The organism is Nitrospira sp. CMX1, assembly GCF_054902215.1.
On the sequence record NZ_JBUBKD010000045.1, the window covers coordinates 151462 to 172849 of the forward strand.

A 21388-nucleotide genomic window follows, 5' to 3' on the forward strand; every position below is an offset into this window, starting at 1 on the left:
AGTCAGGCTATTCATCGACGCGATGAGCCTCTTTCCCACACAGAGGCAACCGCTCCTCATGCAGCTGTTCAGGCGTAGGCATACGGGTGTTGGCTGCGACGGTACGTAGGTTTGCAGTGGATCAGGGAAGGACGTGAACCTCCTCTCTCCAATTTCAAGGAGGACCATCATGGCCACCTCCCAACTGAATATCACAGCGAATACGCCGCTCGGCGCTACGGTTGTGCCTGGTGGCGCCACGTTCCGCACCTGGGCGCCGATGGCGCTGGAAGTCTACATCGCACTGGGCCATCCGACGGGTACTGCGCCCAGAGCTTTCCCCAAACGGGTAGGCGACTTGCTCGTGAAAGATGCCCATGGCTATTGGGCCGGTTTTGTTCCCGGCGTGAAGGATGGAGATCTGTACCGCTTCTACGTGGTCGGAACCGGGAGCGAAGGCTTCAAGCGTGACCCGTATGCACGCGAACTGGAGTTGAACGGCTATCCCGATTGCAACTGTATTGTCCGCGACCCGACCGGCTATCCATGGCACGACGAGGGGTTCCGCCCGCCGGGTTTCAATGATCTCCTCATCTACCAGTTTCATATCGGGGTGTTTTACGCGAAGGATAGCGCCGGCAACGACATTCGCCGTCACCGCATCGGCAAGATTCTGGACGTCGTGGATCGGATCGAATATTTTGCCGACCTCGGGGTGAATGCGGTTATGCCGCTGCCGTTTCAGGAATATCAGGGGGAGAACAGCCTTGGCTACAATGGCACCGATCTGTTTTCACCCGAGATGGATTATTCCGTTCCTCCTGAAGATCTTGCGCCCTACCTCGGTCGTGTCAATCGCCTACTGACGGTCAAGGGATGTGCTCCGATGACGGCTGCTCAACTGACCGGCCAGATCAATCAGTTCAAGGCTTTTATCGACCTCTGCCATCTGTATGGCATCGCGGTGATTACGGATGTCGTCTATAACCATGCGGGCGGCGGATTTGACGATCAAAGTCTCAAGTTCTACGACCGGCAGCCGTACACGACCGACAACAACAGTCTGTACTTTACCGATCAGGACCATGCCGGTGGGCGAGTCTTCGCGTTTTGGAAGCGCGAAGTCCGACAGTTCCTGATTGATAACGCTAAGTTTCTGCTGGAGGAGTATCACGTGGATGGGCTGCGTTACGATCAGGTCACGGTGATCGCGGAAAGCGGTGGGTGGTCCTTTGCTCAGAACCTGGCAAGCACGCTACGGTTCGTCAAGCCGAGTGCCGTTCAGATTGCCGAATACTGGGGGGGTGAACGGTGGAAAGGTATCGCCGCTCCTCCGTATGGCATGGGCTTCGACATCGGCTACGGTGACGCGCTTCGGGACAGCCTACGTACGGTCATTGGGGAGTGTGCAGGAGGTCGGGATGCCCACGTTAATCTCGAACTCTTACGCGATGCCCTGTACGTCACGCACAAAAGCCCTGGCCGTTGGACCGTGTTGCAATGCATCGAGAATCATGACTTGTTGTACGTCGATCACGAGGGTCGCGACCGTCAACCACGCATCGCCGCCCTCGCGGATCCGACCGACGCGCGGTCCTGGTATGCACGCAGTCGAGCCAAAGTCGCGACCGGTCTGTTGCTGACCGCTCCAGGTGTCCCGATGATCTTCATGGGTCAGGAATTTCTCGAGGACAAGTATTGGACGGATTGGCCCGGGCGGCCGGAGTTGTTGATCTGGTGGGCTGGTCTTGAAGGCCAAGACAAACACATGTCGGATCAACACCGCTTCACGCGCGATCTTCTGTGGCTGCGGCGAAAGCATCCGGCGCTTCGCGGAGAAGGGCTCAACGTGTTCCATGTGCATCATGACAACCGGGTGATCGCGATGCACCGTTGGGTGCCTGGTATCGGGCGAGACGTGGTTGTCGTGGCCAGCCTGAATGAGCAGACGCTGTTTCACTACACTCTTGGGTTTCCCGACGGAGGGCACTGGAACGAAATCTTCAACAGCGATGTCTACGACCAATGGTTCAACCCCCATGCACAGGGCAACCCCGGGGGCGTCGACGCGGACGGATCGTCATGGGACGGAATGCCGGCTTCAGCCGGTCTTACCTTGCCCGCGAACAGCCTGCTGGTGTTCACACGTGATGGTGGAGATTTCTGAACAGAGGGGCAGCTGAGTGCTCAAGGAAAGCGGGCTGAAGAACCAGGTTTCCTCTCGGTGAATACACCCGGCTGACAGGTTTTCTCCCGGGTGCCGATACGTCACAGGCTTGGAGGGGAAATACATCCTTATCCAGAGAACGTGTTCATCGTGAGTTGACCCATAATTCTTTACCGGAGGACGTAGCCGTATGATCGATGTGGGGCGTTTCTATGAAATGCAGGCACTGCAGTATCTTGACGATCGAGATCGATCTCGTGTCGGAGTCGAGATCGTCGAGCATTGGGCACGATCGCTCCCGTTTGGTACTTCCGTGGTCGAAATCGCCTGTGGCGGGGGGTATCCCATTACACAGGTCCTCGTGGAGTCTGGGCTTGCGGTATGGGCGATCGATACCTCGCCCACGTTGCTGAAGCAATTTCGATTGCGCTTTCCCACGATTCCCACGCAATGTGCGTCGGCTCTTGACGGTAACTATTTTGGACGGACATTCGAGGCAGTCATCTCCATCGGCCTCCTGGCTTTTCTTCGCGAAGACGAACAGTTGTCCCTTCTTCATCGGGTATCGGAGATCCTCGAGCCACGAGGGCGTTTTCTTTTCACCGCGCCTGTCGAAACAGGAACTTGGCAGGATGTCACGACCGGCCTCGAATGTTGGTCGCTCGGTCGCATCGCGTACACGCGCGCGCTCCAGCATCTCGGCTTTCGTGTGATCCGAACGCATGTCGATGAAGGTGAAAATAATTACTATGAAGCCGAAAAGCTCGGTGGTGCTGCGTCGAAGCGTTGGCCTGTCATGGAGGCGTATGAATTTTGAGGATCTGTCAGACACGGACATTCTCGAGATCGCCACGCCGATCATGGACAATCTGATGGAGGCATCCACTCGAATCGATTACGAGGCGCACGTCAGGGATTTCAGTGATCGGATAAAGAACATTGTGACGAAAGAGTATCTGCAAAAAGTGTGTCGGCAGTATCAGACGGAAAAAGGATTCTTCGCTGATCGTCAGCTAGTCGCGGTGTTCAAGCGGCCTGAGTCGGCAGCCATCGTTTGGAAACAGCGTTTTACCAAAGCCAAAGGCGAGTTTGTGGCTGAAATGGTATTAGTCCATCAAAATGGTCGATATCTCTGCGATCATGTCATGGTGTTCTAAAGATGTGAGTATTTCGTTCACGCTGTGAAGCCTAACAATTCAATCAACCGGACGTACTGTTGGGAGTACGCAAGTGAAACATGCTTGCGTGCCATTTCAATACCTGTTCGTGGGTGAGTTCTCTCGTGAACGACTGTTTTCCAATGCCATGAAGCTGATCTCCTGCACTTACGAGTCCCACGCCTCGGCAATCCTTGAAATCTTCAACGACGTCATTGCCAACTCGACGGCGCTCTACGACTATCGCCCTCGTTCCATTGACAGTATGGAGCCTTGGTTCAAGTTGAAAATCAATGGCCGGTTCCCCGTGATTGGGGCCGTCGATGAATCAAATATCCTGCTCGGCTTCGCCAGTTACGGCACGTTCCGTGCCTGGCCGGCCTACAAGTACACCGTGGAGCATTCGGTCTATGTCCATCGTGACCATCGCGGTCATGGCATTGGATCGGCTCTCATGAAGCAACTGATCGCAGCAGCAGCCGACCAACAGTATCACGTGATGGTGGGTGGGATCGATGTTGCCAATGCCGCGTGCATCGCCATGCACGAACGGCTGGGCTTCGTCCATGCCGGCACGATTCGTCAGGCAGGGTTCAAGTTCGGTCGCTGGCTGGACCTCGCATTTTTCCAATTGGTCTTACCCACGCCTAGGGATCCTGTGGACGGTTAATCTTGTGTTTATGAGATCCTTGGCTAACCGCGCTTGTTGGGGGCTGATAAAAATGGAAGCGCACGTGCGGAATGGATCACATCTCAATTAATCACCGTTACTTGTGGAATAGTCGTTTCGTACGAGAGCAGCTGAATGCAAATGCTCTCTCTGAAGGGGCCACATTTGCCTACTTCCTCGTCATTATGGCGTTCGATTGGCTGCAGTTCACATTCGTTGCGACGATGCCCAGTGCAGATGTCAGTCTATGGTCTGTCGTCGGTTCTTGGGCCACGTTTGTGATCACAGTCGCCGGCCTTATCTACCTGTACATACGAAACGGAGGCTCCACCGGAAGGGAGTTCCTGCACCGCTACTTTCCTCTATCGGTGACGGTAGGCTGGAAGTTCGTCATGGCCACGGCTCTCGTCATATGGCTTGTCGATTGTGTGCTTTCCGGAACAAGTACAGAGGTTCGTGGGTGGACTTCAACCCTCGCTCTCATGGCACTCAACGTCGGGATGTTTTGGCGTATCGGAGCCCACTTCGCAAGCCTGGCTGGCCGATGACTGAGCAGTCTAACGCAGTTATCGAACAGGCAGCTTACGGTAAGCCGTGTGTGCCCGTGTGAACGTTTAGTTTTTCGTTGAATTCAAGCTGCGATGGAGCAGCCCGTTAGGCCTTCAGTGGTCGACTATGCACCTCTTGCTTCAACCTCCTTTTGTGGCCATGCTCATTACCATCTCCGCTTGGCTCATCCATTCCCGACTCGGTCCTTGGCCAACGGTTCTTTATATGCCAATCCTCGGAGGTGGCCTGGTTGTGGCTGGTGTTGCCTTCATGATGTGGGCGCGCATCCTCTTCACGTCTAGAAGGACCACCCTCTTTGTCGGCAAAGTGTCCTCACATCTCGTATGCGAAGGTCCCTTTCGATTTTCGCGTAACCCCATGTATGTTGGAGTCCTCGTGTCATTGCTCGGCGTAGCCCTGTGGGTTGGGACATCGCCTATGTACTTGGCCACGCTCGTTACATTTTTGTTCCTCAACTTCTTTCACATTCCACGCGAGGAGCAGATGTTGCGTGAATCATTCAGCGAGCAGTACCTTGTCTATTCCAAGGACGTTCGCCGTTGGCTCTAACGACCATCATCGCACTTCCGCTAATTGTCACGTTTCTCACCCTCTCGCTCTGGCATGTGTATTGGTTGTTGGGTGGTCGCGTCGGACTGGATGCCGCCATCCCGGAAATCGATGGCAAGCCGGTGTTTCAGCCGTCGGCTGTGGCCACGTTCGTGGTAGCGGTTGCATTGGCGCTGTGTGCGTTGCTGCTTGCAGCGACCGCTGGTCTCGTTTCACTCCCATTCCCGAACATGTTGTTGATATGGCTGACCCGAGGCCTAGCTGTCTTGCTGCTGTTACGTGCGATCGGAGATTTCCGACTGGTGGGGTTCTTCAAACGGATCCGGGGTACTCGCTTTGCCCGTTTGGATACGGCGGTGTACTCCCCGCTATGCCTTCTCTTGGCCATCGGGTCGTCTATCATTGGGTTCATGTCGTAGTCGCATCGTCAGGGAGGTTCAGTGATGGTCGAGGCCACAAGCCAACCGGTTCGGTATCAAACACAGCTCACGAGCGGAACGCATTCCATCTTCTCTGACACCACGCGCGACATGGGAGGCAGCGAGTCAGGGTTTCGTCCCCATGACCTGCTTGAGGCAGCGCTGGCGGGTTGCATGAATATCACGCTACGCATGTATGCTGAGCAACATGGCCTTGCGCTGTCTGGTGTGACGGCCAGAGTAAGTCTGGACCGTAGCAATCCGGAGGAGACCATCTGTGAGTACGAGGTCGAGCTCCAGGGATAGCTGTCAGAACAAGACCGTGCGCGTTTGCTCGATGTTGCAGGGAGGTGTCCGGTTCGCAAGACTCTCTCGAAGCGCATCGGATTCCGGGTGGGATGAAACTCCCGCGAGCCAGCTAAGGTGCTCTTGCCGGCTCCGGAGGCTCCTACAATCGCCACGAGCTTACCGTGCTGAATTTCCAAGGTGATTCCCTTCAGGACAGGCAGTTCTTAGGCCCCCATCGAAAATGATTGATGGAGATCATGTTCAGTGATGAGGTATGAGGACTAAGGACTGAGGCTTGAAGTATTGGGGCGGGAATGAGGACTCAGTCCTCTGTTCTTAATTCTCAGTCCTGCGAATCTATTCATACCGTAATGCGGTGACTGGTTCGAGTTTTGCGGCTTGATTGGCCGGGTAGATCGTCGCCACAAAGCTGATCAAGATGGCGGAGCCCGCCACCAGGAGCACGTCTTCCGCCAGCACATGAACCGGAATGGTCGAGATTTCGTACACAGTCGGGTCGAAGGTCCAAAACGTTTGAACCAGCCAGAGAAAGGCATAACCCAACGGAATGCCGATGGCCGTCCCTGCGAAGCCGATGATCAGCCCATTCAGTATGAAAATCCGCCGGATGCTGCGTGTTGTCGCGCCCATCGTCTTGAGAACGGCAATTTCTTTTTGTTTCTCTCTCACGATCATCATCAATGTGCTCACGATGTTGAACGAGGCGACGATCGTGATGAGGACGAGGAGCAGAAACATGATCGTCTTCTGCAGCTTCAGGGACGAGAAGGTGTTGCGGTTCATCTGCATCCAGTCTCTGGCCCCGTGGCTGAATCCCAGTGCCTGTTCGATCTGCTGGGCGATTTCTCCGGCGCGGAACACATCCGTCACCTTGACCTCGATCCCGGTGACGCTTGCGCCCAGGTTGAACAATCTCTGTGCCTCGCCGAGGTCGATATAGGCAAGCGAAGAATCGTAGTTGTACATTCCCGAAGAGAACAGACCCACCACGGCGAATGGTCGCATCTTTGGCACCACGCCCATTGCGCTGATTGGCCCGGCGGGAGAGACGACGTTGATCGTATCGCCCACGGACACTTCCAGTTTGAGCGCCAGTTCTTTGCCTAGAATAATGCCTGGTCTTTCAACGGCGCGCGGTTCACCTTGAGGGGCATCGGTCGGCACCTGCTTCACTTTCACTGGAGTGAGCAGGTCGAGCAATTGTCCCGCTGTGATATTCTTGGCCAGTTCGGTGACAGTGGCTTCTCGTTTCGGATCGATCCCACGCAAGATGATGCCTTGGACTCCGCGTTGCGTGGTGAGTAACACCTGGCGGAAGACGAATGGTGTGGCTGCGACAACGTCCGGTACTGTCTGGAGCCTATCGGTGAGACGGTCATAGTCGGTCATGTGTTCCTTGATTCGCTCTTGGACGATGATATGGGCTGTGGTGCCGAGAATCTTGCTCTGAATGTCCTCCAGAAACCCGGTCATGATGCCGACCGCACCGATCAGTGCCGCCACTCCCAGTGTGATGCCGGCCACCGACACGAACGTATTCAGTGAAATCGTCCGATTGCGTCGCTTGGCGCGCAAGTAACGAAGGCCAATGAAGATTTCATAGGGTAGGGCCACTAGTTTTCCTGCCAGAGGTGGGGGGGAGGACTCTATCATGGGTGGAGGTTTTATTCTTGAACACCATCTATGACACAGACATAGGTGACAAGATTGCCATAACATAATAGGGGATTGAGCACAACTAACCACAATAAGGGATTCTGACCCCACGCCGGATTCACGTCATTGTGGAAGGCAACGGTCGGGGTGAGGTGCTGCTATCTCGCCTGCTCACCTGGCGATCGATGTCCCTATCTCTTACGGAAGATTGAGAATCTGAATCGTTGCGGCTTGAACAATCACGTGGCGTGGGTAGTCACTTTTCAGGACATGCACGGTTCCCGTGAGGCGGACAGTCTCTCCTTCCCTTGGCAACATATCCATCGCAATTGGGCTACACGATCCTAAGACTTCTATCGGTAGTGAGCCGGTCTCATCGTCCAGGGTGAATGTCGCTCGACCATACACCAGCACGCAGCGCTTTTTGCTGGTTCTTGGAGAAGTTTCCGGGATGATTTCGATGTTGCTCGCCACACCTTGCACGGTCACCATGTGCTGTTGATAGGACGCGGCTTGTGGCAAGAGCAATGTTTGAATGGACACGTATTCAGGCTCACCAGCATCAGCCATGGTTGGAGTAAATAGAATGCCGCCAATGAGAAGACTGCGCATCATCCAGTGATGAACCGCCATGAACCCTCCCTGTCTTAAGTCTAGCTGAAGCTTCTCCTCTCTGCAGAGGTGAGTGCTCAAGTCCCCCGACTTCTGAAATGGTAAAGAGCAGCGCGGTCCTGTCGTGGGGCTCGCTCAAGCCACTGGAGGAGCCCCTCAGGTGGATTGGGAGACTCGCGTGGCTGATTTGTGAACGAGACAAAAATGAGGGCATCAATCTGCTCACCGCCCGCAAGAGTTTCCGGTAACACCGGTCCGCTGTTCCCCGAATCTCGTGCGCAGGGTCCCTGATCGATCACCGTCAGTCCGCCAGACTCATCCTCCACACGTATCCTATAAGCGGCTGCAAAACCGCACTTGATCCAGTTCGGAACCTGAATAATGGATTGTACGACGCCTCGGATCCGTACGATTCGGAACTGATAGTGTCCGGGGTCAGACAGAATCGCTTGAATGGATGTCACTGCATACGAGTGTAAGGCAGGCGGTTTCGAACGAGGAAAGGGCTCTGCGGAACTGATGCTTGTCGTCGCGATGGACAGCAGGACCATCAGCACAGGGACGGTGTACCGCGTCAGGATGAGCATATCTCAAGTATAGCGCAGCCACATCGTGCGCGATCTTGCGCACTGGGGGCCTCCTGCCTGCGATCAGAGTCCTTGCGCGAGTCTCACTGCCTACCACGAACAAAAGGAACTATCGCCACCACACCGCAGCGTGATGATCTTGTACTCCGGAAGCGCCAACAGCTAAGACTACTGTTCTTCACAGCCGCACGGTGACGGCTTTCACCTCGGTGTAGAGTTCCAGCGCGTCGTGGCCCATTTCCCGGCCCCAGCCCGATTGTTTGTAGCCGCCGAACGGCAGGGCAGCGTCAAAGATGTTGTAGCAGTTGATCCAGACCGTGCCGGCCCGCAGTTCCGCCGCGATACGGTGGGCCTTGCCGATGTCACGGGTCCAGACCGCCGCGGCCAATCCGTAGATAGAGTTGTTCGCAGCCGGAAGGACTTCCTCCACATCCGTGAAGGGCATCGCACAGACGACCGGCCCGAAGATCTCCTCCTGCATGACCTTCATGTCCTGCTTAGTGTCGACGAGGACGGTCGGTTCCACGAAGTAGCCCTTGTCCCCGAGTTTGTGTCCGCCCACCACGGCCTTCGCTCCCTGAGAAAACCCAGACTCCAGATAGCTGAGGACGCGCCGCTGTTGTTCATTCGAGACGAGTGGACCCATTTGAGTCGTGGGATCCATCCCCGGACCGACTTTGATCTTCGTCGCATTGGCTGCGACTCCTTCGACCACTTGGTCGAAGATGCTCTTTTCGATGAAGAGACGAGAACCGGCGCAGCAACATTGGCCATGGTTGAAGAAAATCGCGCTGGAGACTCCGGGGATGCAGGCTTCTACGTCGGCGTCTTTGCAGACGATGTTGGGTGATTTCCCTCCCAGCTCGAGTGACACCTTCTTGAGATTACCGGCCGCTGCGCCGAGGATGAGCTTGCCTACCTCGGTGGAACCGGTGAAGGCCACCTTGTCGACATCCGGGTGTGCCGCCAGGGCGGCGCCTGCCGTTTCACCGAACCCAGGTACGATGTTGACGACGCCGTCCGGGAATCCCGCTTCGCAGATCAGTTCACCCAGTCGCAAGGCCGACAGCGGCGTCTGCTCGGCCGGCTTCAAGACCACGGTGCAGCCAGCGGCGAGCGCTGGTCCGAGCTTCCAGGCCGCCATCAGGAGGGGGAAGTTCCAAGGGATGATTTGCGCCACGACGCCCACCGGTTCACGGAGGGTATAGGCCAGATACTTGGCGCCCGGGGTGTAGGGCACGGAAATGGGAATCGTGTTGCCTTCGATTTTGGTCGCCCAGCCTGCCATGTACCGGAAGAGATCTACCGCGAGTGCCACATCCGCGACTCGAGCCACCCCAACCGGTTTCCCATTATCCAGCGATTCAAGTTGGGCAAACTCCTCTGCATGGGACTCGAGTAGGTCAGCGAGCTTCCAGATCAGTTTGCCACGTTCGGAGGCCGTGAGCTTCCGCCAGGGTCCACTCTCAAAGGCGGTTCGTGCTGCCTTGACCGCATGGTTTACGTCGACATGATCACCTTCGGCCACCTGAACGAGGGTATCGCCGGTGGCGGGGTTATAGGTGGCAAATGTTTTTCCCGAGGCGGCGTCGCGCCATTGGCCGCCGATCAGCATCTTGCGGGGGGTGCGGATGAACGATTGGACTTGTTCGTGCAAGGGGATAGGCGCAGTGACGGTCATCATGATGATCCTCCGTTTCGACTCCTCATCGAAGGTGAGGTCTGTGGGGGTTGTGGGGTACGGACCTATTATATAAGAACTGGCCGGGGTAGAGTCGAGGGCGTTGGCCTTCGGCGCTCGGCTTACAATGACAGCGCGGAAATCTATGGAGACGGGACGAAGTCTTTTCTGGTACACTCCCCACCACTATGGCGAACGAAATTCAATGGGAGGTTGATCTTCCCAAGAAGGCAATGGAAGCGCTGTTGCAGGGTGACCGCAATAAAGCAATCGAACAGGTTCAGCTTGAGCGAAACCTCAGCCGAGAAGATGCTCGGGAACTGGTGGCATCGTTCATTCTCTCACAACCGTCGATGATGGCGAGCATGAGAATGGTGGAGAGCCGCGCAGGAACCCATTGGGGGCTCTTGCGGTGGTTTATCTTGCTCCAAGCGATTGCGGTTGCGATCGGCTACTTCCTCTTTTTCCGAGATCAATGGTAGGCATCCAGCCGCGCGCCTCCTTGTGATCGGATCCTCACACCTTGTCGGGTAGCCTGTTCCCGACTGTGGGGTGTGTCCTGCCGCTTGCTCTCTATCCGGAGACATGACCCCGGCCATTCCAGGGCTCGTCTTGGCTGTCACTGCTATGGCCATCGTCCCTAATCGGGGACAAGAATCTTACGTTATGGAGATCGAAGCGCCGAATTGATTGGTGCCCTTGCCTTGTTGGTTGCCGCTTCTATCTTTGCCTGATCGGCTGGGCGGATCGCAGAGAAAATCGATATTACGGCGACCTTTATCGGAACCTCATTGGTGGTAATTACGACATCATTGCCGGAGCTGGTCGTCTCGATTGCAGCGGTTCAATGAGGGGCTTTCGATCCGGCTGTTGGAAATCTCTTTGGCAGCAACGCCTTCACTCCAGCGGCGTTTTTCTTTGCCGATCTTGCGTATCAGCAGGGAGGGATATTGAGCGCCGTCAGTTCCACCCATACTCGCATGTTGCATTTGGCCACCATGGTTCTCCGCTCACGTGGCATTACGCTACAGCGGACAGTATAAAGATGCCCCATAGGTCGTGATCCACTTGGCATGCCCCCTGCTGAGATATTGAGAGGGTGAGACGCATGGGAACGACATTGCAGGCACCACGTGGGATAGTCGACGTGAGAGCTTGGTATGCCAAGCCGGCTGAAGCTCTGGTTGATGAACTCCGGACAGATCTTCACAGCGGCCTGCCCATTGATGACGTGGCATGCCGGCGAGCACAAGATGGTCCCAACGAATTACCCGAAGCTCCGCCTCCCTCCTTGCTGAAACTCTTTCTCTCGCAATTCGCCAGCCTCATCGTGTGGGTGCTGATCGGGGCGGCCATTGTCTCCGGCTTGTTGGAAGACTGGATCGATGCGGCGGCAATTCTGGCCATCGTCTTTCTCAATGGGATACTGGGATTCGTGCAGGAATTCCGAGCCGAGCAATCGCTGGCGGCATTGCGCAAGATGTCGGTCACAATGGCCCGCGTCATCCGGGCCGGTACGCTGCAGTCTGTTCCGGCTCGAGAACTCGTCAGGGGAGACATAGTCGTTCTTGAAGCAGGCGACCGAATTCCTGCCGATGCCCGCTTGTTCTACACCACGAATTTTCAGGCTCAAGAAGCCTCCCTCACCGGCGAGTCGACACCAGTCCAGAAACAGGCGGAGCGCCTTGAGGCGGACGAAGTCCCGTTGGCCGATCAACGCAACATGGTGTTTATGGGCACTGTGGCCGTCTCCGGTAAGGCCCGTGGGCTGGTCGTCGCGACCGGTGTGGGTACGGAACTAGGTCGGATCGCCGCTCTGATCCAGAAGGCCGCTGAGGCGGAACGTGCCGAAACTCCGTTGCAGCGACGATTGGAACAATTCGGTTCGACTCTCCTGTGGCTTGCGCTCGGTGTTGTGGCAATTGTATTCGTGCTCGGCTTTCTCCGGGGGGAACCGTTGGTGGAGATGTTTCTCATCTCGGTGAGCCTCGCAGTCGCAGCTGTGCCTGAGGGGCTTCCCGCCATCGTCACGATCACCCTAGCTGTGGGTGTTACCCGTATGGCCAAACGACATGCATTGATTCGGAAACTCCCTGCCGTCGAGACACTCGGATCCGCCAGCGTGATCTGCACCGATAAGACCGGCACATTGACGAAGAACGAAATGACGGTGACGAAGTTAGTCGTCGACAATGAAACGTTCGAAGTAACGGGCGAAGGGTATGAACCGGTGGGTGAGATTCGAGAATGCAGTATTGAGCCAAGAGTCCTGGGTGCGGAGTTTTCAAACCAAGGGCGCGGTTATCACTCTGGTGACTCAGCACTTCCCCTTGGTCTACGCGATCTTCTGACTGCGGCCGTGCTGTGTAACGGTGCGACATTGCAACAACAGAATGGGGCTTGGCGGATCATCGGTGATCCAACAGAAGGGGCGCTGCTCGTTGCCGCGGAAAAGGCCGGTCTTACGAAGGCTGAACTGGAGGGCCAATCGCCGTTGGAGAGGGAAATTCCGTTCGATGCCGAACGGAAGATGATGACGATCATTCGCCGTACAGAACACGGTCGTATGGCGTACAGCAAAGGAGCCCCCGATGTCTTGTTGAAGCACTGTGCCGCACGTCTTACGCGAGAAGGACGGACCGAGGCACTTGATGAAGAACATCGGCGGTTGATCGGTGCAGCCAACGCGTCGTTAGCCCAACAGGCTCTCCGGGTCCTGGGCGTTGCCTATCGGCCTCTCGGCCAGCAGGTGAATGCGGAGGAAGAGGTTGAGCGCAATCTGATTTTTCTTGGTCTCTTCGCGATGAAGGATCCCTTACGGCCGGAAGCCACTGAGGCCGTGCGTCTTTGCCGACAAGCCGGCATCAGAACAGCCATGATCACCGGTGATCACAAGGAGACAGCGGTCGCGATCGCGCGTGAGCTGGGCTTACAGCGCAATGACGACATGGCCTTGTCCGGGGCTGAGCTTGATGGTTTCACCGACGAGCAATTGACGCAACAGGTCGAGCACGTGACGGTGTATGCCCGGGTATCCGCCGAGCATAAACTCCGGGTCGTCCAGGCCTGGAAGCGGAATGGGGCGATCGTCGCGATGACCGGCGATGGGGTCAACGATGCGCCGGCGATCAAGGCTGCCGATATCGGTGTGGCGATGGGGATGGCCGGCACCGATGTGACCAAGGAAGCGTCGGACATGGTGGTGACGGACGATAACTTTGCCTCGATTGCCGCTGCGGTCGAGGAGGGGCGAGGCATCTTCGACAACATCAGGAAGACGGTACATTTTCTCCTGTCGTGCAACGTGAGCGAGGTGCTCGTCATGCTGTTTGCGACCCTGTTCGGCCTGCCGCTTCCGCTCCTGCCGATTCACATTCTCTGGATGAATCTCGTGACCGACGGTTTCCCAGCCCTCGCCCTGGCGGTCGATCCGAAAGCGCCCGATCTGATGCAGCAGTCACCACGACAAGCCCAGGCACGCTTACTGGATGGTGGCAGACTCTGGACCATCGCCGGTGAGGGGCTGATGTTGGCGGTCATCGCACTGAGCGCGTTTTCGTATAGTCTGTTTGTTTGGCAACAGCCGATCGATCAGGCACGGACCGTCACGTTTACCGTGATGGTTGCCGCGCAGTTGGTGCATGCCTTTAATTGTCGGAGCGACCGCTGGTCGTTATTTCATGTAGGGGTGACGACTAATCACGCCCTCCTCTGGGCCGTGGTTGCGTCTCTGGTTCTACAAGTCGGCATTCTGACCATTCCGATCGTGGAACCCATTTTTAAGGTTGCGCTCTTGCCGATCGAGGATTGGGAGCTGATGGTGGCCATGGGGCTGCTCCCGCTGGCCGTCGTTGAAGGAATCAAGTGGGTGAAACGATGGTGAGGGACGAAGGCTTCAGTGCCGTTCATCACGTTCGGTAGAAACTGGAGTCCCAGGTCTGTAAAGACAAGAACGAGAATCAGCGCTTGCAATGTGGGACGCCTTTTTGTTTAGGTTACATGACCGGACGAAAAGAACTCATGAGCCGACCAGCCGATCAGTTGGGCGTTGAGGAGACCAGGGCCTCTCGTGAGAGTGAACCCAGCGTAGTGGGTACTGATACGATGTCTGAGGCGACGATCTCTCCTCGCATTCCTTCTCAGAAAAAGGAGCTGCGCCTTCTCGCTTCGCTGTTTACCCTGGAGTTGTCTCTCGCCGTCGTGGTGATCGCGTTGTATATGAAGGGGGCGAGACCGTTTGAGGTCTTCCTTTCCACCATGCCTGGCAGGGCGTTGATCGTCGCCATCCCCGTGTGTGTCCTTGCCGGGATCGTCATTGCTCTTCAGTATGTGGCTGCCCGTCGGGCATCATCACGTCACTTCCGCTTGGTCGTGGGACTCAATCTTATGACGGTGATCGTGGGGCTGTTCATGGGGGAAGTCACCGTGAGGCTCGGTGTGCACAGTTCCAGTGAAGGAGAGGTATTTGGAACGACGGTCCTGAAGCCGAAAAGCTGGGAAACGGTTTCAGCTGAATATCAGAAGATGCTTGATCAAGCTTCCGGTGACCTCACCTATCTTGAGTATGATGAGGTGATGGGATGGACAGTTGGACGGAATAAACGAAGTACCAACGGGCTGAACGCGTCCAGTGCTGAAGGAATCCGTGCCCCACATCAAGGCGTGTCGTTTGCCGAGGTGACTGGGAAGACTAGGATTGCTCTGGTCGGCGATAGCTTTACCTTCGGAGAGGAGGTGGGGTATGAGGACACATGGGGGTATCAGCTCGAACAGGCATTAGGGCCGAAGTTTCAAGTCTTGAATTTTGGGGTAGGGGGCTATGGCGTAGGCCAGGCCTATCTCCGGTATGAGAAGGACGTCCGCCAATGGAACCCGAAGGTGGTGATCTTCAGCCTCATCTCCCATGACGTCAAGCGCACGACGTGGGTCTATCCGTTTTTAGCAATGCCGAACTGGAACATGCCGTTCTCGAAGCCGCGCTTTATTCTACGAGACGATCAGCTTGTTCCCAAGAATCTCCCCCCCCTTTCGCCCGACGAGATCTTTCACCGGAAATCGATGTCTCGGCTTCCCTTCATGATGTATGACGAAAGCTACAGGCCAAGCGAGTGGCAGCACAGATTCGTTGATCGTTCCTATCTGGCTCGTCTGGTCGTCTCCATGTTTCCTCAGTGGACAGCCGAGAACCCCGATTCCTCAGCGGAGATGCGGCTGTTGGTCAATGCCAGGATTCTCACGGAGTTTGTTCGGTCTGCAACCCAGGCCGGAGCGATCCCCCTCATTGTTTATCTCCCGAGTCGCGGAGAATTGGGGCAAATGAGCGAGACCACGCCTCTTGCCAAGCAGGTGGTGCAAAAGGCAGGCTTTTCATACCTCGATCCAAGCCCCTGCTTAGCTCAGCTCGACCCTACTGATCGGTACTTGATGACTCACTATTCGCCACAGGGCAATGCAGCCGTCGCAAAATGTCTTGCTGACCCAGTTCGTGAAGCACTGGCTCATGCTTCTGCTGGATAGAGTCTGTCGGGAGCATGTATGGTGCCGATTCTAGGATCCTGAGTCTGGCCATGTTGGTGTGGCTGAAGGAAGGGTCTTACTTCGGAACCTGCTCTCGAAGGAATTCTTCGCCGTTGCACCTGGCATACAGCAATGTGAGTCGCCGCAACTGTTGTTCCTAAGACACCATGAGTATGCCGCTACTTTGGGAAACTCCCTTTCCACATTCGCTCAGGCTCCTCTCCTCTGTCGGCACTCACTGTGCCGGGTTCAAGGCCAATTAGGGTGAGCAACAGTGCTCACACCCAGCTACTCTTTAAACGAACCACGCGGGGCCGGTGTCTGTGGTTAGGACAAGTGAGCAGTGGACGGAGTAGTAGATCGGATTCCGAACAACTTATTCTGATCCGAAAAGGGGAGGGATTGCAGAAAACTGAAAGGATGAATTACCGTATGGTTGGAAATGTGCAACTGAAAGAAGAACAAACGGTAGTTTTGTACCAGAGTGAGGATACCGAGGACAACGGACAAAACGAGCGCTGAGCACACATATTTGTCCAATGCTCCTTCTGCGTCACTGCAGGCAGAATAGGGAAAGCGACGATGCAAAATACGCTCAGGAAGAGCCACGTCATTGTTGATCGGACAGCAACAGTGAGCCGCCTGGAAGAAGTGGTGGCCACGTCGGATGAGTTCGATCAGGTTGTATCGCAGGCCTTGCCGATTTTGCTGGATCGGGCAGCGGGTTACACGAAGCGATTCTTACGAGAAACCGGTCAGTGGAACGACGATATCGAGCATGAAAAGTTTGCCTTGCGTTGGGGATCTGAATATTTGGAGCGTTTTCTCGTCTGTGGACGAACAGAAGTTCCGTGTCGGCCGTTATTCCTGTTTGATTCGCTGGTGGCGAAGCAGCATAGCAAGCCGGAGCCGTTTTGTTATCACCCGGATCTGCTGAAGCCGCTTGGGCGGTTTCTCGATGGGTTGGTCGCGCGGGCGGTGGTCAGTCGAGATGCCTTGATCGCGCTGTACCATCATTCTTATGGCTGGGGTGCAGGGGATGTCATTGCCGTAACCGGGCTCAATGGGCTTGAGAGCCAACGCATCTATAAGAATTTTCGTCGATGGCGTGAGAGCGGCTGGCAGCGCACGATGGACGAAATGGGCTTGACGAAGACGGAACTGGCTGAGCTGGAGAATCAACAGCAACGCCATCGACAGCGGTTCAACAGCGAAGCAGAACGACTGATTCGCGTGGCACAGGGGCACTATCGGAAGAGCGAGCCGGATCACTACCCCTGTTTATCGCGATCTCAATGGAGCGAAATGTTCGCTCAGGGGTACGGGTGTGATTATCGGATTTGGCATTTGGTGCTTTGTTTAGACTGCATGCAGACGGCCTGGGGATTGGGATCCAGCGGGTCGTCGGCCGGTGAAAAACCGCGCTTGGAGTTGCAGGTGCGACCGTAACGGGTGAACGCCCTGCCCCAACGGTCATCGGTATACCTGCAAAGATGTCATACGGACAGAGACGCGAGGGAGGATATATGGTTCAGGAAGAGGATCTGGAGCGCTATCGATCGCAGCTCCTTGACTCGATAAGTGAGCGACCGAGCCACGTAGGTCGTGGCCTATTGGATTTTATACAGGTGTATATCAATGAGCGGCGCGTGGGTGAACTGAAAGGAGCGGAGACCGAGGCGACACTGCATGTGCACGGTGTCGATCATATCGAGACGGTACAGCTCCGCACCGAAGACGGACGATTGCTGGGGGGGGTAGTCGCTCCTGAATCCGGGTTTCGGACGAATCGGGTGCAGCTTTCAGCGCATAGCGTCGAACTCTGCGTTCAGAATACAGTGCAGGGGGGGGGGCTCAGTGCGGTGTTCATTCCTGCCCCAGGTTTCTGGAGTCGAATCTGGAACAACTTCGCCGACGTTGCAGATAGATGGATGGTCAGGCGTCCGCAGACCACGATGGCGTATGGATTCCGAACGGTGGCCTTTACGCAGGCACTCCTGGCGGTTGCCGTCGTCGGTTTGGTCGCTGATCGCACCATGATCTGGATCGCACCAGAGCATGCCGTGACGCCGACGGTGCAGGCAGAAGCGCTTCGTACGGCCTCCATCGGCGAAATAGAACAGCTGGCCAAACAACTCCATGAGCTGAGGTCGATGCAAACGAAGGTCGGCGAAGCGCTTCAGTCTCAAGAGAAGGGGATGACGTTGCTTCATCAAACCATGGCCAGACTTTCGTCGACGCAGGAATCTGTGGCCTCCAGTGTCGTGATGGTGAAGGAAGAGATGGAGAAGAGGCAGGAAGGCCCGGAGCGTGAGGCGGATCGTCCGGCCCAGCTTCCTGCTGGGAAGGGGTTGGTGGATCAAGAACAGTTTGAAGTGGCGATTCACGGTCTTGCCGCCGACAACGAGCGCTTATCCAAGCAAATCGCCGGTCTGGAAGAGCACAACCGCACGCTGACGGCCAAATTGCAAACGGCGATTGTGCACGTCGCAAAAGCGGCTGAGCAAAATTCGGAACGTATGGTGGCGCGTGAGATTGATGGTGCCAGAAAGCATCAGCTATTGCCCGTCGCCGATAGCCGTCAGAGTACGTCGATGCAACCGTTTCTCTTCTGGGTGACCTTCAGCGAAGGAACGACTCAGGAAAGTATCGATCAATGGGTGAATGGGATGAAAGGGCATAAAGGAGCCCTGAACGAAGGTTGGCAAGAGGTGCAGATCATTCCACCCCCAGTCCCGCCCGATCTCTTCCTGGAGCAAATCAGGGGCGACAAAATCATCAAAGAGGCCCGCCTCAATCACTAGGCCAATATTCGTACGTGACCGTCACGGCGGCCTTCTGGTGGCCAACCATGAGTTCGACGAGGAGTCAAGTGACCCCAGAGTGGACATAATGGTGCCGAGCTCATGAACTTTTGTCCGTTGAGTCAGGAACGAGGTGCTGAGTAAAGTAACATGACGCTCATGAGTTGCGGGAAACAGCGAATGATCGGCGGTTCATGGATGCATGTAACAGGTCGAATTCTATTTTGAACAATCAACCGGTCTCCATTCACCTCACAAACTGACGGATGACGCAGTCATCCAGTCGATGATCAGTGTAAGAAAGGACAAGACATGAGAATCGCGCAGGTGTCGCCGCTGTGGGAAAGCGTTCCACCCAAACTGTATGGGGGGACCGAACGAATTGTGTCGTACATTACTGAAGAATTGGTCGCGATGGGGCATGATGTGACACTGTTCGCCAGCGGCGATTCGGAAACGAGTGCCAAGCTGGAGGCCATCTGCCCGCAGGCGCTGCGGTTGAACACCGGGATCTTCAACCGGGATGCTCCGCTGATTATGCAGCAAGAACGAGCGCTCGGTGTGAGCGGCAACTTCGACATCGTGCACTCCCATCTCGATTTTCTTGGGTTTCCGGTTGCGCGTCGCAATGCGGTCCCCATGGTGACCACCTTACACGGGCGCCTGGATCTCCCGGAGTTGGAGCCGATCTTTCGTGAGTTCATCGAAATGCCTCTGGTCTCCATTTCGGCTTCCCAGCGACGACCGCTTCCTTGGGCCAACTGGGCTGGAACCATCCACCATGGATTGCCGCGCAATCTCTACGGTTTCCATCAGAAGAGTGATGGGTATCTCGCGTTTCTTGGCCGTATCTCCCCTGAAAAGCGCCCTGATCAGGCGATTGAAATCGCCAAGCGCTCAGGTATCCCATTGAAAATGGCGGCAAAAGTCGACCCTGCAGATCGGGTGTATTTTGAGGCGGCGGTTGAGCCATTGCTCAATCACCCGTTGATCGAATTCGTCGGGGAGATATCCGATGCTGAAAAGAATGATTTTGTCGGAAACGCTATGGCGTTGGTCTGTCCCTATGATTGGCCGGAACCATTCGGACTGGTGTTGATTGAAGCCCTCGCCTGTGGAACGCCGGTACTGGCGTATCGACGGGGATCCATTCCCGAAATTATCGATCATGGAGTGACCGGTTTCGTGTGTGAAACCGTGGATGAGATGGTCGAGGCGGTGGGACAGGTGCCTCTCATTGACCGTCGGCGCTGCCGGGCGGCGTTCGACGAGCGGTTTACTGCCGACCGGATGGCGCGTGACTATGTCGCGTTGTACGAGCGGATTCTCGACGGGGTGGCCGTGCAAGCTGGGGCGCATAAGGTGAATGAAGGGAGCCGACATGTCTGATGCAGCCGTTGACTCACAAGAGGCTCACTCTACGGCCCGCCGTGGCCATGGGTGGGAATTAGTCAAAACGAAAAACTTTGGATTCCTGTTCGCCGGTCAGACGATCTCTCAGATCGGAGACAGTCTTAATAAAGTAGCGTTGCTCTGGTTTGTCTATGAGATGACCGGGTCGGCGCTCAAGATGACGGTAGTGGGACTGCTGCAGACGCTTCCTCCCTTGCTCTTTGGGCCATTGATCGGTGTGTATTTAGATCGCGTTCGCAAGAAGCCGGTCATGATCGGCGTGGATCTCCTTCGGACTTTGATGGTCCTCCTGATTCCGGTGCTCTATGCGATGGACGCGTTGACGCTCGACCGACTCTATGTCCTCGTATTTGCCACGGCGATCTTTTCAACGGTCTTTGGGCCGGCTTTGACCTCTGCGGTGCCGTTGATCGTGGCAAAGGATCGATTGGTGGCGGCCAATGCGCTCATGCAAACGACGACCAACGTAGGACTGCTCGTCGGACCGGCCGTCAGCGGGCTGGGGATTGCGCTCATCGGGGCGCAAAACGTGCTCTATGTTGATGCCGCGACGTTTTTCTTCTCGGCGCTGTGCTTGTTCCCCATTCAGGTGCATGAAACGCTTAACCGTAGCCGTGCCGCCGTCAATGGGCTGACGAGTGGTATTACTGATGACTTGCTGGCAGGCTTCCGATTCGTGTTCGTTGAACAAAAGACGGTCTTGATGCTGATGTTGACGGCGACGTTGTACAGCGTCGGGATCAGTGCCTTCATTTTTCTGCTGCCGGTGTTCGCGAAGGAGGTCTTGGGTGTGGGGCCGGTCCAACTTGGTTGGTTGTGGTCGGCTCTCGGCGTGGGAATGTTGCTGGCGTCTCTCAGTTTGACGTCGGTAACGCAGGGAGATGTCTCGTGGCGTCTGCGGTTTATGTCTGGTGCGTTAGCGATCGGTGGGCTTGCTGTTGCGGCGCTCGGGTTCCTCGATGCTCCGGTCGCAGCAGGGGCGCTGATCGCTGTGATCGGAGGTAGCACGGCCATGTTTACCCCGCTGGTGTGGACCATGCTCCAAGAGTTGACGCCGACGCACCTCCTCGGGCGAGTCTTTACGAGCTTCGCCACGGGAGGTATGGCCGCATCGATGGCCGGGATGGCGGGTTTTGGATGGGCAGCTGATGCGATCGGCCCAACGACGTGTCTTGGAGGTATTAGCCTTATTTTGCTCATGACTGCTGCGAGCGCATGGTTGTTCAGCTTCTACAAGTCGCACGCACAGACGACTCTGGTCGTTCCCTCACGCGGCCCTTTAGCTGCGTAGCAGACTG

Annotated in this window: 21 protein-coding genes and 1 pseudogene; 16 read left to right on the plus strand and 6 right to left on the minus strand. The window is 56.0% G+C overall.

The features are described 5' to 3' along the window. The first annotated feature begins 169 nt into the window (after positions 1–169). The 8 genes from ACYX34_RS12135 to ACYX34_RS12170 all read left to right on the plus strand — a co-directional run bounded on the left by ACYX34_RS12135 (position 170) and on the right by ACYX34_RS12170 (position 5817). Complete coding sequence (locus ACYX34_RS12135; RefSeq protein WP_462076826.1) at positions 170–2146, plus strand: alpha amylase C-terminal domain-containing protein; 1977 nt, start codon at positions 170–172, stop codon at positions 2144–2146. Between the two features lie 190 nt (positions 2147–2336). Continuing rightward, positions 2337–2963, plus strand: coding sequence for a class I SAM-dependent methyltransferase (locus ACYX34_RS12140; RefSeq protein WP_462076827.1), 627 nt, complete (start codon positions 2337–2339; stop codon positions 2961–2963). Then, on the plus strand, positions 2953–3303 hold the full coding sequence (locus ACYX34_RS12145) for a hypothetical protein (protein ID WP_462076828.1): 351 nt from the start codon (positions 2953–2955) through the stop codon (positions 3301–3303). The genes ACYX34_RS12140 and ACYX34_RS12145 overlap by 11 nt, the downstream gene beginning before the upstream one ends. A 148-nt stretch (positions 3304–3451) precedes the next feature. Further along, the gene (locus tag ACYX34_RS12150; RefSeq protein WP_462076905.1) at positions 3452–3973 is read left to right on the plus strand and encodes an N-acetyltransferase family protein; all 522 of its coding nucleotides are present in this window, start codon (positions 3452–3454) and stop codon (positions 3971–3973) included. A gap of 71 nt (positions 3974–4044) precedes the next feature. Continuing rightward, a complete protein-coding gene (locus ACYX34_RS12155; protein ID WP_462076829.1) occupies positions 4045–4521 on the plus strand; it encodes a hypothetical protein in 477 nt (158 codons plus the stop codon). A 226-nt stretch (positions 4522–4747) separates the two neighbouring features. Next, positions 4748–5092, plus strand: a complete 345-nt coding sequence (locus tag ACYX34_RS12160) for a methyltransferase family protein (protein ID WP_462076830.1) — start codon at positions 4748–4750, stop codon at positions 5090–5092. Next, positions 5083–5511, plus strand: a complete 429-nt coding sequence (locus ACYX34_RS12165; protein ID WP_462076831.1) for a DUF3995 domain-containing protein — start codon at positions 5083–5085, stop codon at positions 5509–5511. The genes ACYX34_RS12160 and ACYX34_RS12165 overlap by 10 nt, the downstream gene beginning before the upstream one ends. A gap of 24 nt (positions 5512–5535) precedes the next feature. Further along, complete coding sequence (locus tag ACYX34_RS12170; protein WP_462076832.1) at positions 5536–5817, plus strand: OsmC family protein; 282 nt, start codon at positions 5536–5538, stop codon at positions 5815–5817. Between the two features lie 107 nt (positions 5818–5924). Here the strand turns inward: ACYX34_RS12170 and ACYX34_RS12175 are convergent. The 5 genes and pseudogenes from ACYX34_RS12175 to ACYX34_RS12195 all read right to left on the minus strand — a co-directional run. Next, positions 5925–6020 (minus strand): annotated as a pseudogene (locus tag ACYX34_RS12175) (ATP-binding cassette domain-containing protein); the annotation flags it as partial. A 136-nt stretch (positions 6021–6156) separates the two neighbouring features. Continuing rightward, positions 6157–7434, minus strand: coding sequence for a lipoprotein-releasing ABC transporter permease subunit (locus ACYX34_RS12180; protein WP_462076833.1), 1278 nt, complete (start codon positions 7432–7434; stop codon positions 6157–6159). Between the two features lie 240 nt (positions 7435–7674). Then, positions 7675–8109 carry an OB-fold nucleic acid binding domain-containing protein gene (locus ACYX34_RS12185; protein ID WP_462076834.1) on the minus strand — a complete coding sequence of 145 codons (435 nt, stop codon included), beginning with the start codon at positions 8107–8109 and terminating at the stop codon, positions 7675–7677. A 56-nt stretch (positions 8110–8165) separates the two neighbouring features. Continuing rightward, positions 8166–8675 carry a hypothetical protein gene (locus tag ACYX34_RS12190; RefSeq protein WP_462076835.1) on the minus strand — a complete coding sequence of 170 codons (510 nt, stop codon included), beginning with the start codon at positions 8673–8675 and terminating at the stop codon, positions 8166–8168. A gap of 178 nt (positions 8676–8853) precedes the next feature. After that, positions 8854–10359: an aldehyde dehydrogenase family protein gene (locus ACYX34_RS12195; RefSeq protein ID WP_462076836.1), complete on the minus strand. Its 1506-nt coding sequence runs from the start codon at positions 10357–10359 to the stop codon at positions 8854–8856. 185 nt (positions 10360–10544) lie between these two features. On the opposite strand from ACYX34_RS12195, the gene ACYX34_RS12200 reads away from it, so the two are divergent. Continuing rightward, positions 10545–10838: a hypothetical protein gene (locus ACYX34_RS12200; protein ID WP_462076837.1), complete on the plus strand. Its 294-nt coding sequence runs from the start codon at positions 10545–10547 to the stop codon at positions 10836–10838. Positions 10839–11114: 276 nt separating this feature from the next. Next, entirely contained in the window at positions 11115–11207 is a 93-nt protein-coding gene (locus tag ACYX34_RS12205; protein WP_462076906.1) for a hypothetical protein, read from the plus strand. Here ACYX34_RS12205 and ACYX34_RS12210 read toward each other — a convergent pair. Further along, on the minus strand, positions 11166–11345 hold the full coding sequence (locus tag ACYX34_RS12210; RefSeq protein ID WP_462076838.1) for a hypothetical protein: 180 nt from the start codon (positions 11343–11345) through the stop codon (positions 11166–11168). The two genes, ACYX34_RS12205 and ACYX34_RS12210, sit on opposite strands and share 42 nt — an antisense overlap. Before the next feature lie 119 nt (positions 11346–11464). Here ACYX34_RS12210 and ACYX34_RS12215 point away from each other — a divergent pair, with 119 nt between their 5' ends. The 6 genes from ACYX34_RS12215 to ACYX34_RS12240 all read left to right on the plus strand — a co-directional run bounded on the left by ACYX34_RS12215 (position 11465) and on the right by ACYX34_RS12240 (position 21381). Further along, complete coding sequence (locus ACYX34_RS12215) at positions 11465–14239, plus strand: cation-translocating P-type ATPase (protein WP_462076839.1); 2775 nt, start codon at positions 11465–11467, stop codon at positions 14237–14239. 137 nt (positions 14240–14376) lie between these two features. Then, on the plus strand, positions 14377–15873 hold the full coding sequence (locus tag ACYX34_RS12220; RefSeq protein WP_462076840.1) for an SGNH/GDSL hydrolase family protein: 1497 nt from the start codon (positions 14377–14379) through the stop codon (positions 15871–15873). Between the two features lie 582 nt (positions 15874–16455). After that, positions 16456–17322: a hypothetical protein gene (locus ACYX34_RS12225; protein WP_462076841.1), complete on the plus strand. Its 867-nt coding sequence runs from the start codon at positions 16456–16458 to the stop codon at positions 17320–17322. A 77-nt stretch (positions 17323–17399) separates the two neighbouring features. Continuing rightward, positions 17400–18677 carry a hypothetical protein gene (locus tag ACYX34_RS12230; RefSeq protein ID WP_462076842.1) on the plus strand — a complete coding sequence of 426 codons (1278 nt, stop codon included), beginning with the start codon at positions 17400–17402 and terminating at the stop codon, positions 18675–18677. 312 nt (positions 18678–18989) lie between these two features. Continuing rightward, a complete protein-coding gene (locus tag ACYX34_RS12235) occupies positions 18990–20066 on the plus strand; it encodes a glycosyltransferase family 4 protein (RefSeq protein ID WP_462076843.1) in 1077 nt (358 codons plus the stop codon). Next, positions 20059–21381: an MFS transporter gene (locus ACYX34_RS12240; RefSeq protein WP_462076844.1), complete on the plus strand. Its 1323-nt coding sequence runs from the start codon at positions 20059–20061 to the stop codon at positions 21379–21381. The genes ACYX34_RS12235 and ACYX34_RS12240 overlap by 8 nt, the downstream gene beginning before the upstream one ends. The last annotated feature ends 7 nt before the right edge of the window (positions 21382–21388 follow it).

Excerpts from the sequence above, each read along its gene's own strand:
- ACYX34_RS12235 (WP_462076843.1), top strand. The coding sequence starts at position 18,990 with ATGAGAATCGCGCAGGTGTCGCCGCTGTGGGAAAGCGTTCCACCCAAA.
- ACYX34_RS12215 (WP_462076839.1), top strand. The coding sequence starts at position 11,465 with ATGGGAACGACATTGCAGGCACCACGTGGGATAGTCGACGTGAGAGCT.
- ACYX34_RS12150 (WP_462076905.1), top strand. The coding sequence starts at position 3,452 with ATGAAGCTGATCTCCTGCACTTACGAGTCCCACGCCTCGGCAATCCTT.
- ACYX34_RS12140 (WP_462076827.1), top strand. The coding sequence starts at position 2,337 with ATGATCGATGTGGGGCGTTTCTATGAAATGCAGGCACTGCAGTATCTT.
- ACYX34_RS12210 (WP_462076838.1), bottom strand. The coding sequence starts at position 11,345 with ATGCAACATGCGAGTATGGGTGGAACTGACGGCGCTCAATATCCCTCC.
- ACYX34_RS12185 (WP_462076834.1), bottom strand. The coding sequence starts at position 8,109 with ATGGCGGTTCATCACTGGATGATGCGCAGTCTTCTCATTGGCGGCATT.
- ACYX34_RS12195 (WP_462076836.1), bottom strand. The coding sequence starts at position 10,359 with ATGATGACCGTCACTGCGCCTATCCCCTTGCACGAACAAGTCCAATCG.
- ACYX34_RS12200 (WP_462076837.1), top strand. The coding sequence starts at position 10,545 with ATGGCGAACGAAATTCAATGGGAGGTTGATCTTCCCAAGAAGGCAATG.
- ACYX34_RS12240 (WP_462076844.1), top strand. The coding sequence starts at position 20,059 with ATGTCTGATGCAGCCGTTGACTCACAAGAGGCTCACTCTACGGCCCGC.
- ACYX34_RS12225 (WP_462076841.1), top strand. The coding sequence starts at position 16,456 with ATGCAAAATACGCTCAGGAAGAGCCACGTCATTGTTGATCGGACAGCA.
- ACYX34_RS12160 (WP_462076830.1), top strand. The coding sequence starts at position 4,748 with ATGCCAATCCTCGGAGGTGGCCTGGTTGTGGCTGGTGTTGCCTTCATG.
- ACYX34_RS12220 (WP_462076840.1), top strand. The coding sequence starts at position 14,377 with ATGAGCCGACCAGCCGATCAGTTGGGCGTTGAGGAGACCAGGGCCTCT.
- ACYX34_RS12230 (WP_462076842.1), top strand. The coding sequence starts at position 17,400 with ATGGTTCAGGAAGAGGATCTGGAGCGCTATCGATCGCAGCTCCTTGAC.
- ACYX34_RS12145 (WP_462076828.1), top strand. The coding sequence starts at position 2,953 with ATGAATTTTGAGGATCTGTCAGACACGGACATTCTCGAGATCGCCACG.
- ACYX34_RS12135 (WP_462076826.1), top strand. The coding sequence starts at position 170 with ATGGCCACCTCCCAACTGAATATCACAGCGAATACGCCGCTCGGCGCT.
- ACYX34_RS12170 (WP_462076832.1), top strand. The coding sequence starts at position 5,536 with ATGGTCGAGGCCACAAGCCAACCGGTTCGGTATCAAACACAGCTCACG.
- ACYX34_RS12190 (WP_462076835.1), bottom strand. The coding sequence starts at position 8,675 with ATGCTCATCCTGACGCGGTACACCGTCCCTGTGCTGATGGTCCTGCTG.
- ACYX34_RS12155 (WP_462076829.1), top strand. The coding sequence starts at position 4,045 with ATGGATCACATCTCAATTAATCACCGTTACTTGTGGAATAGTCGTTTC.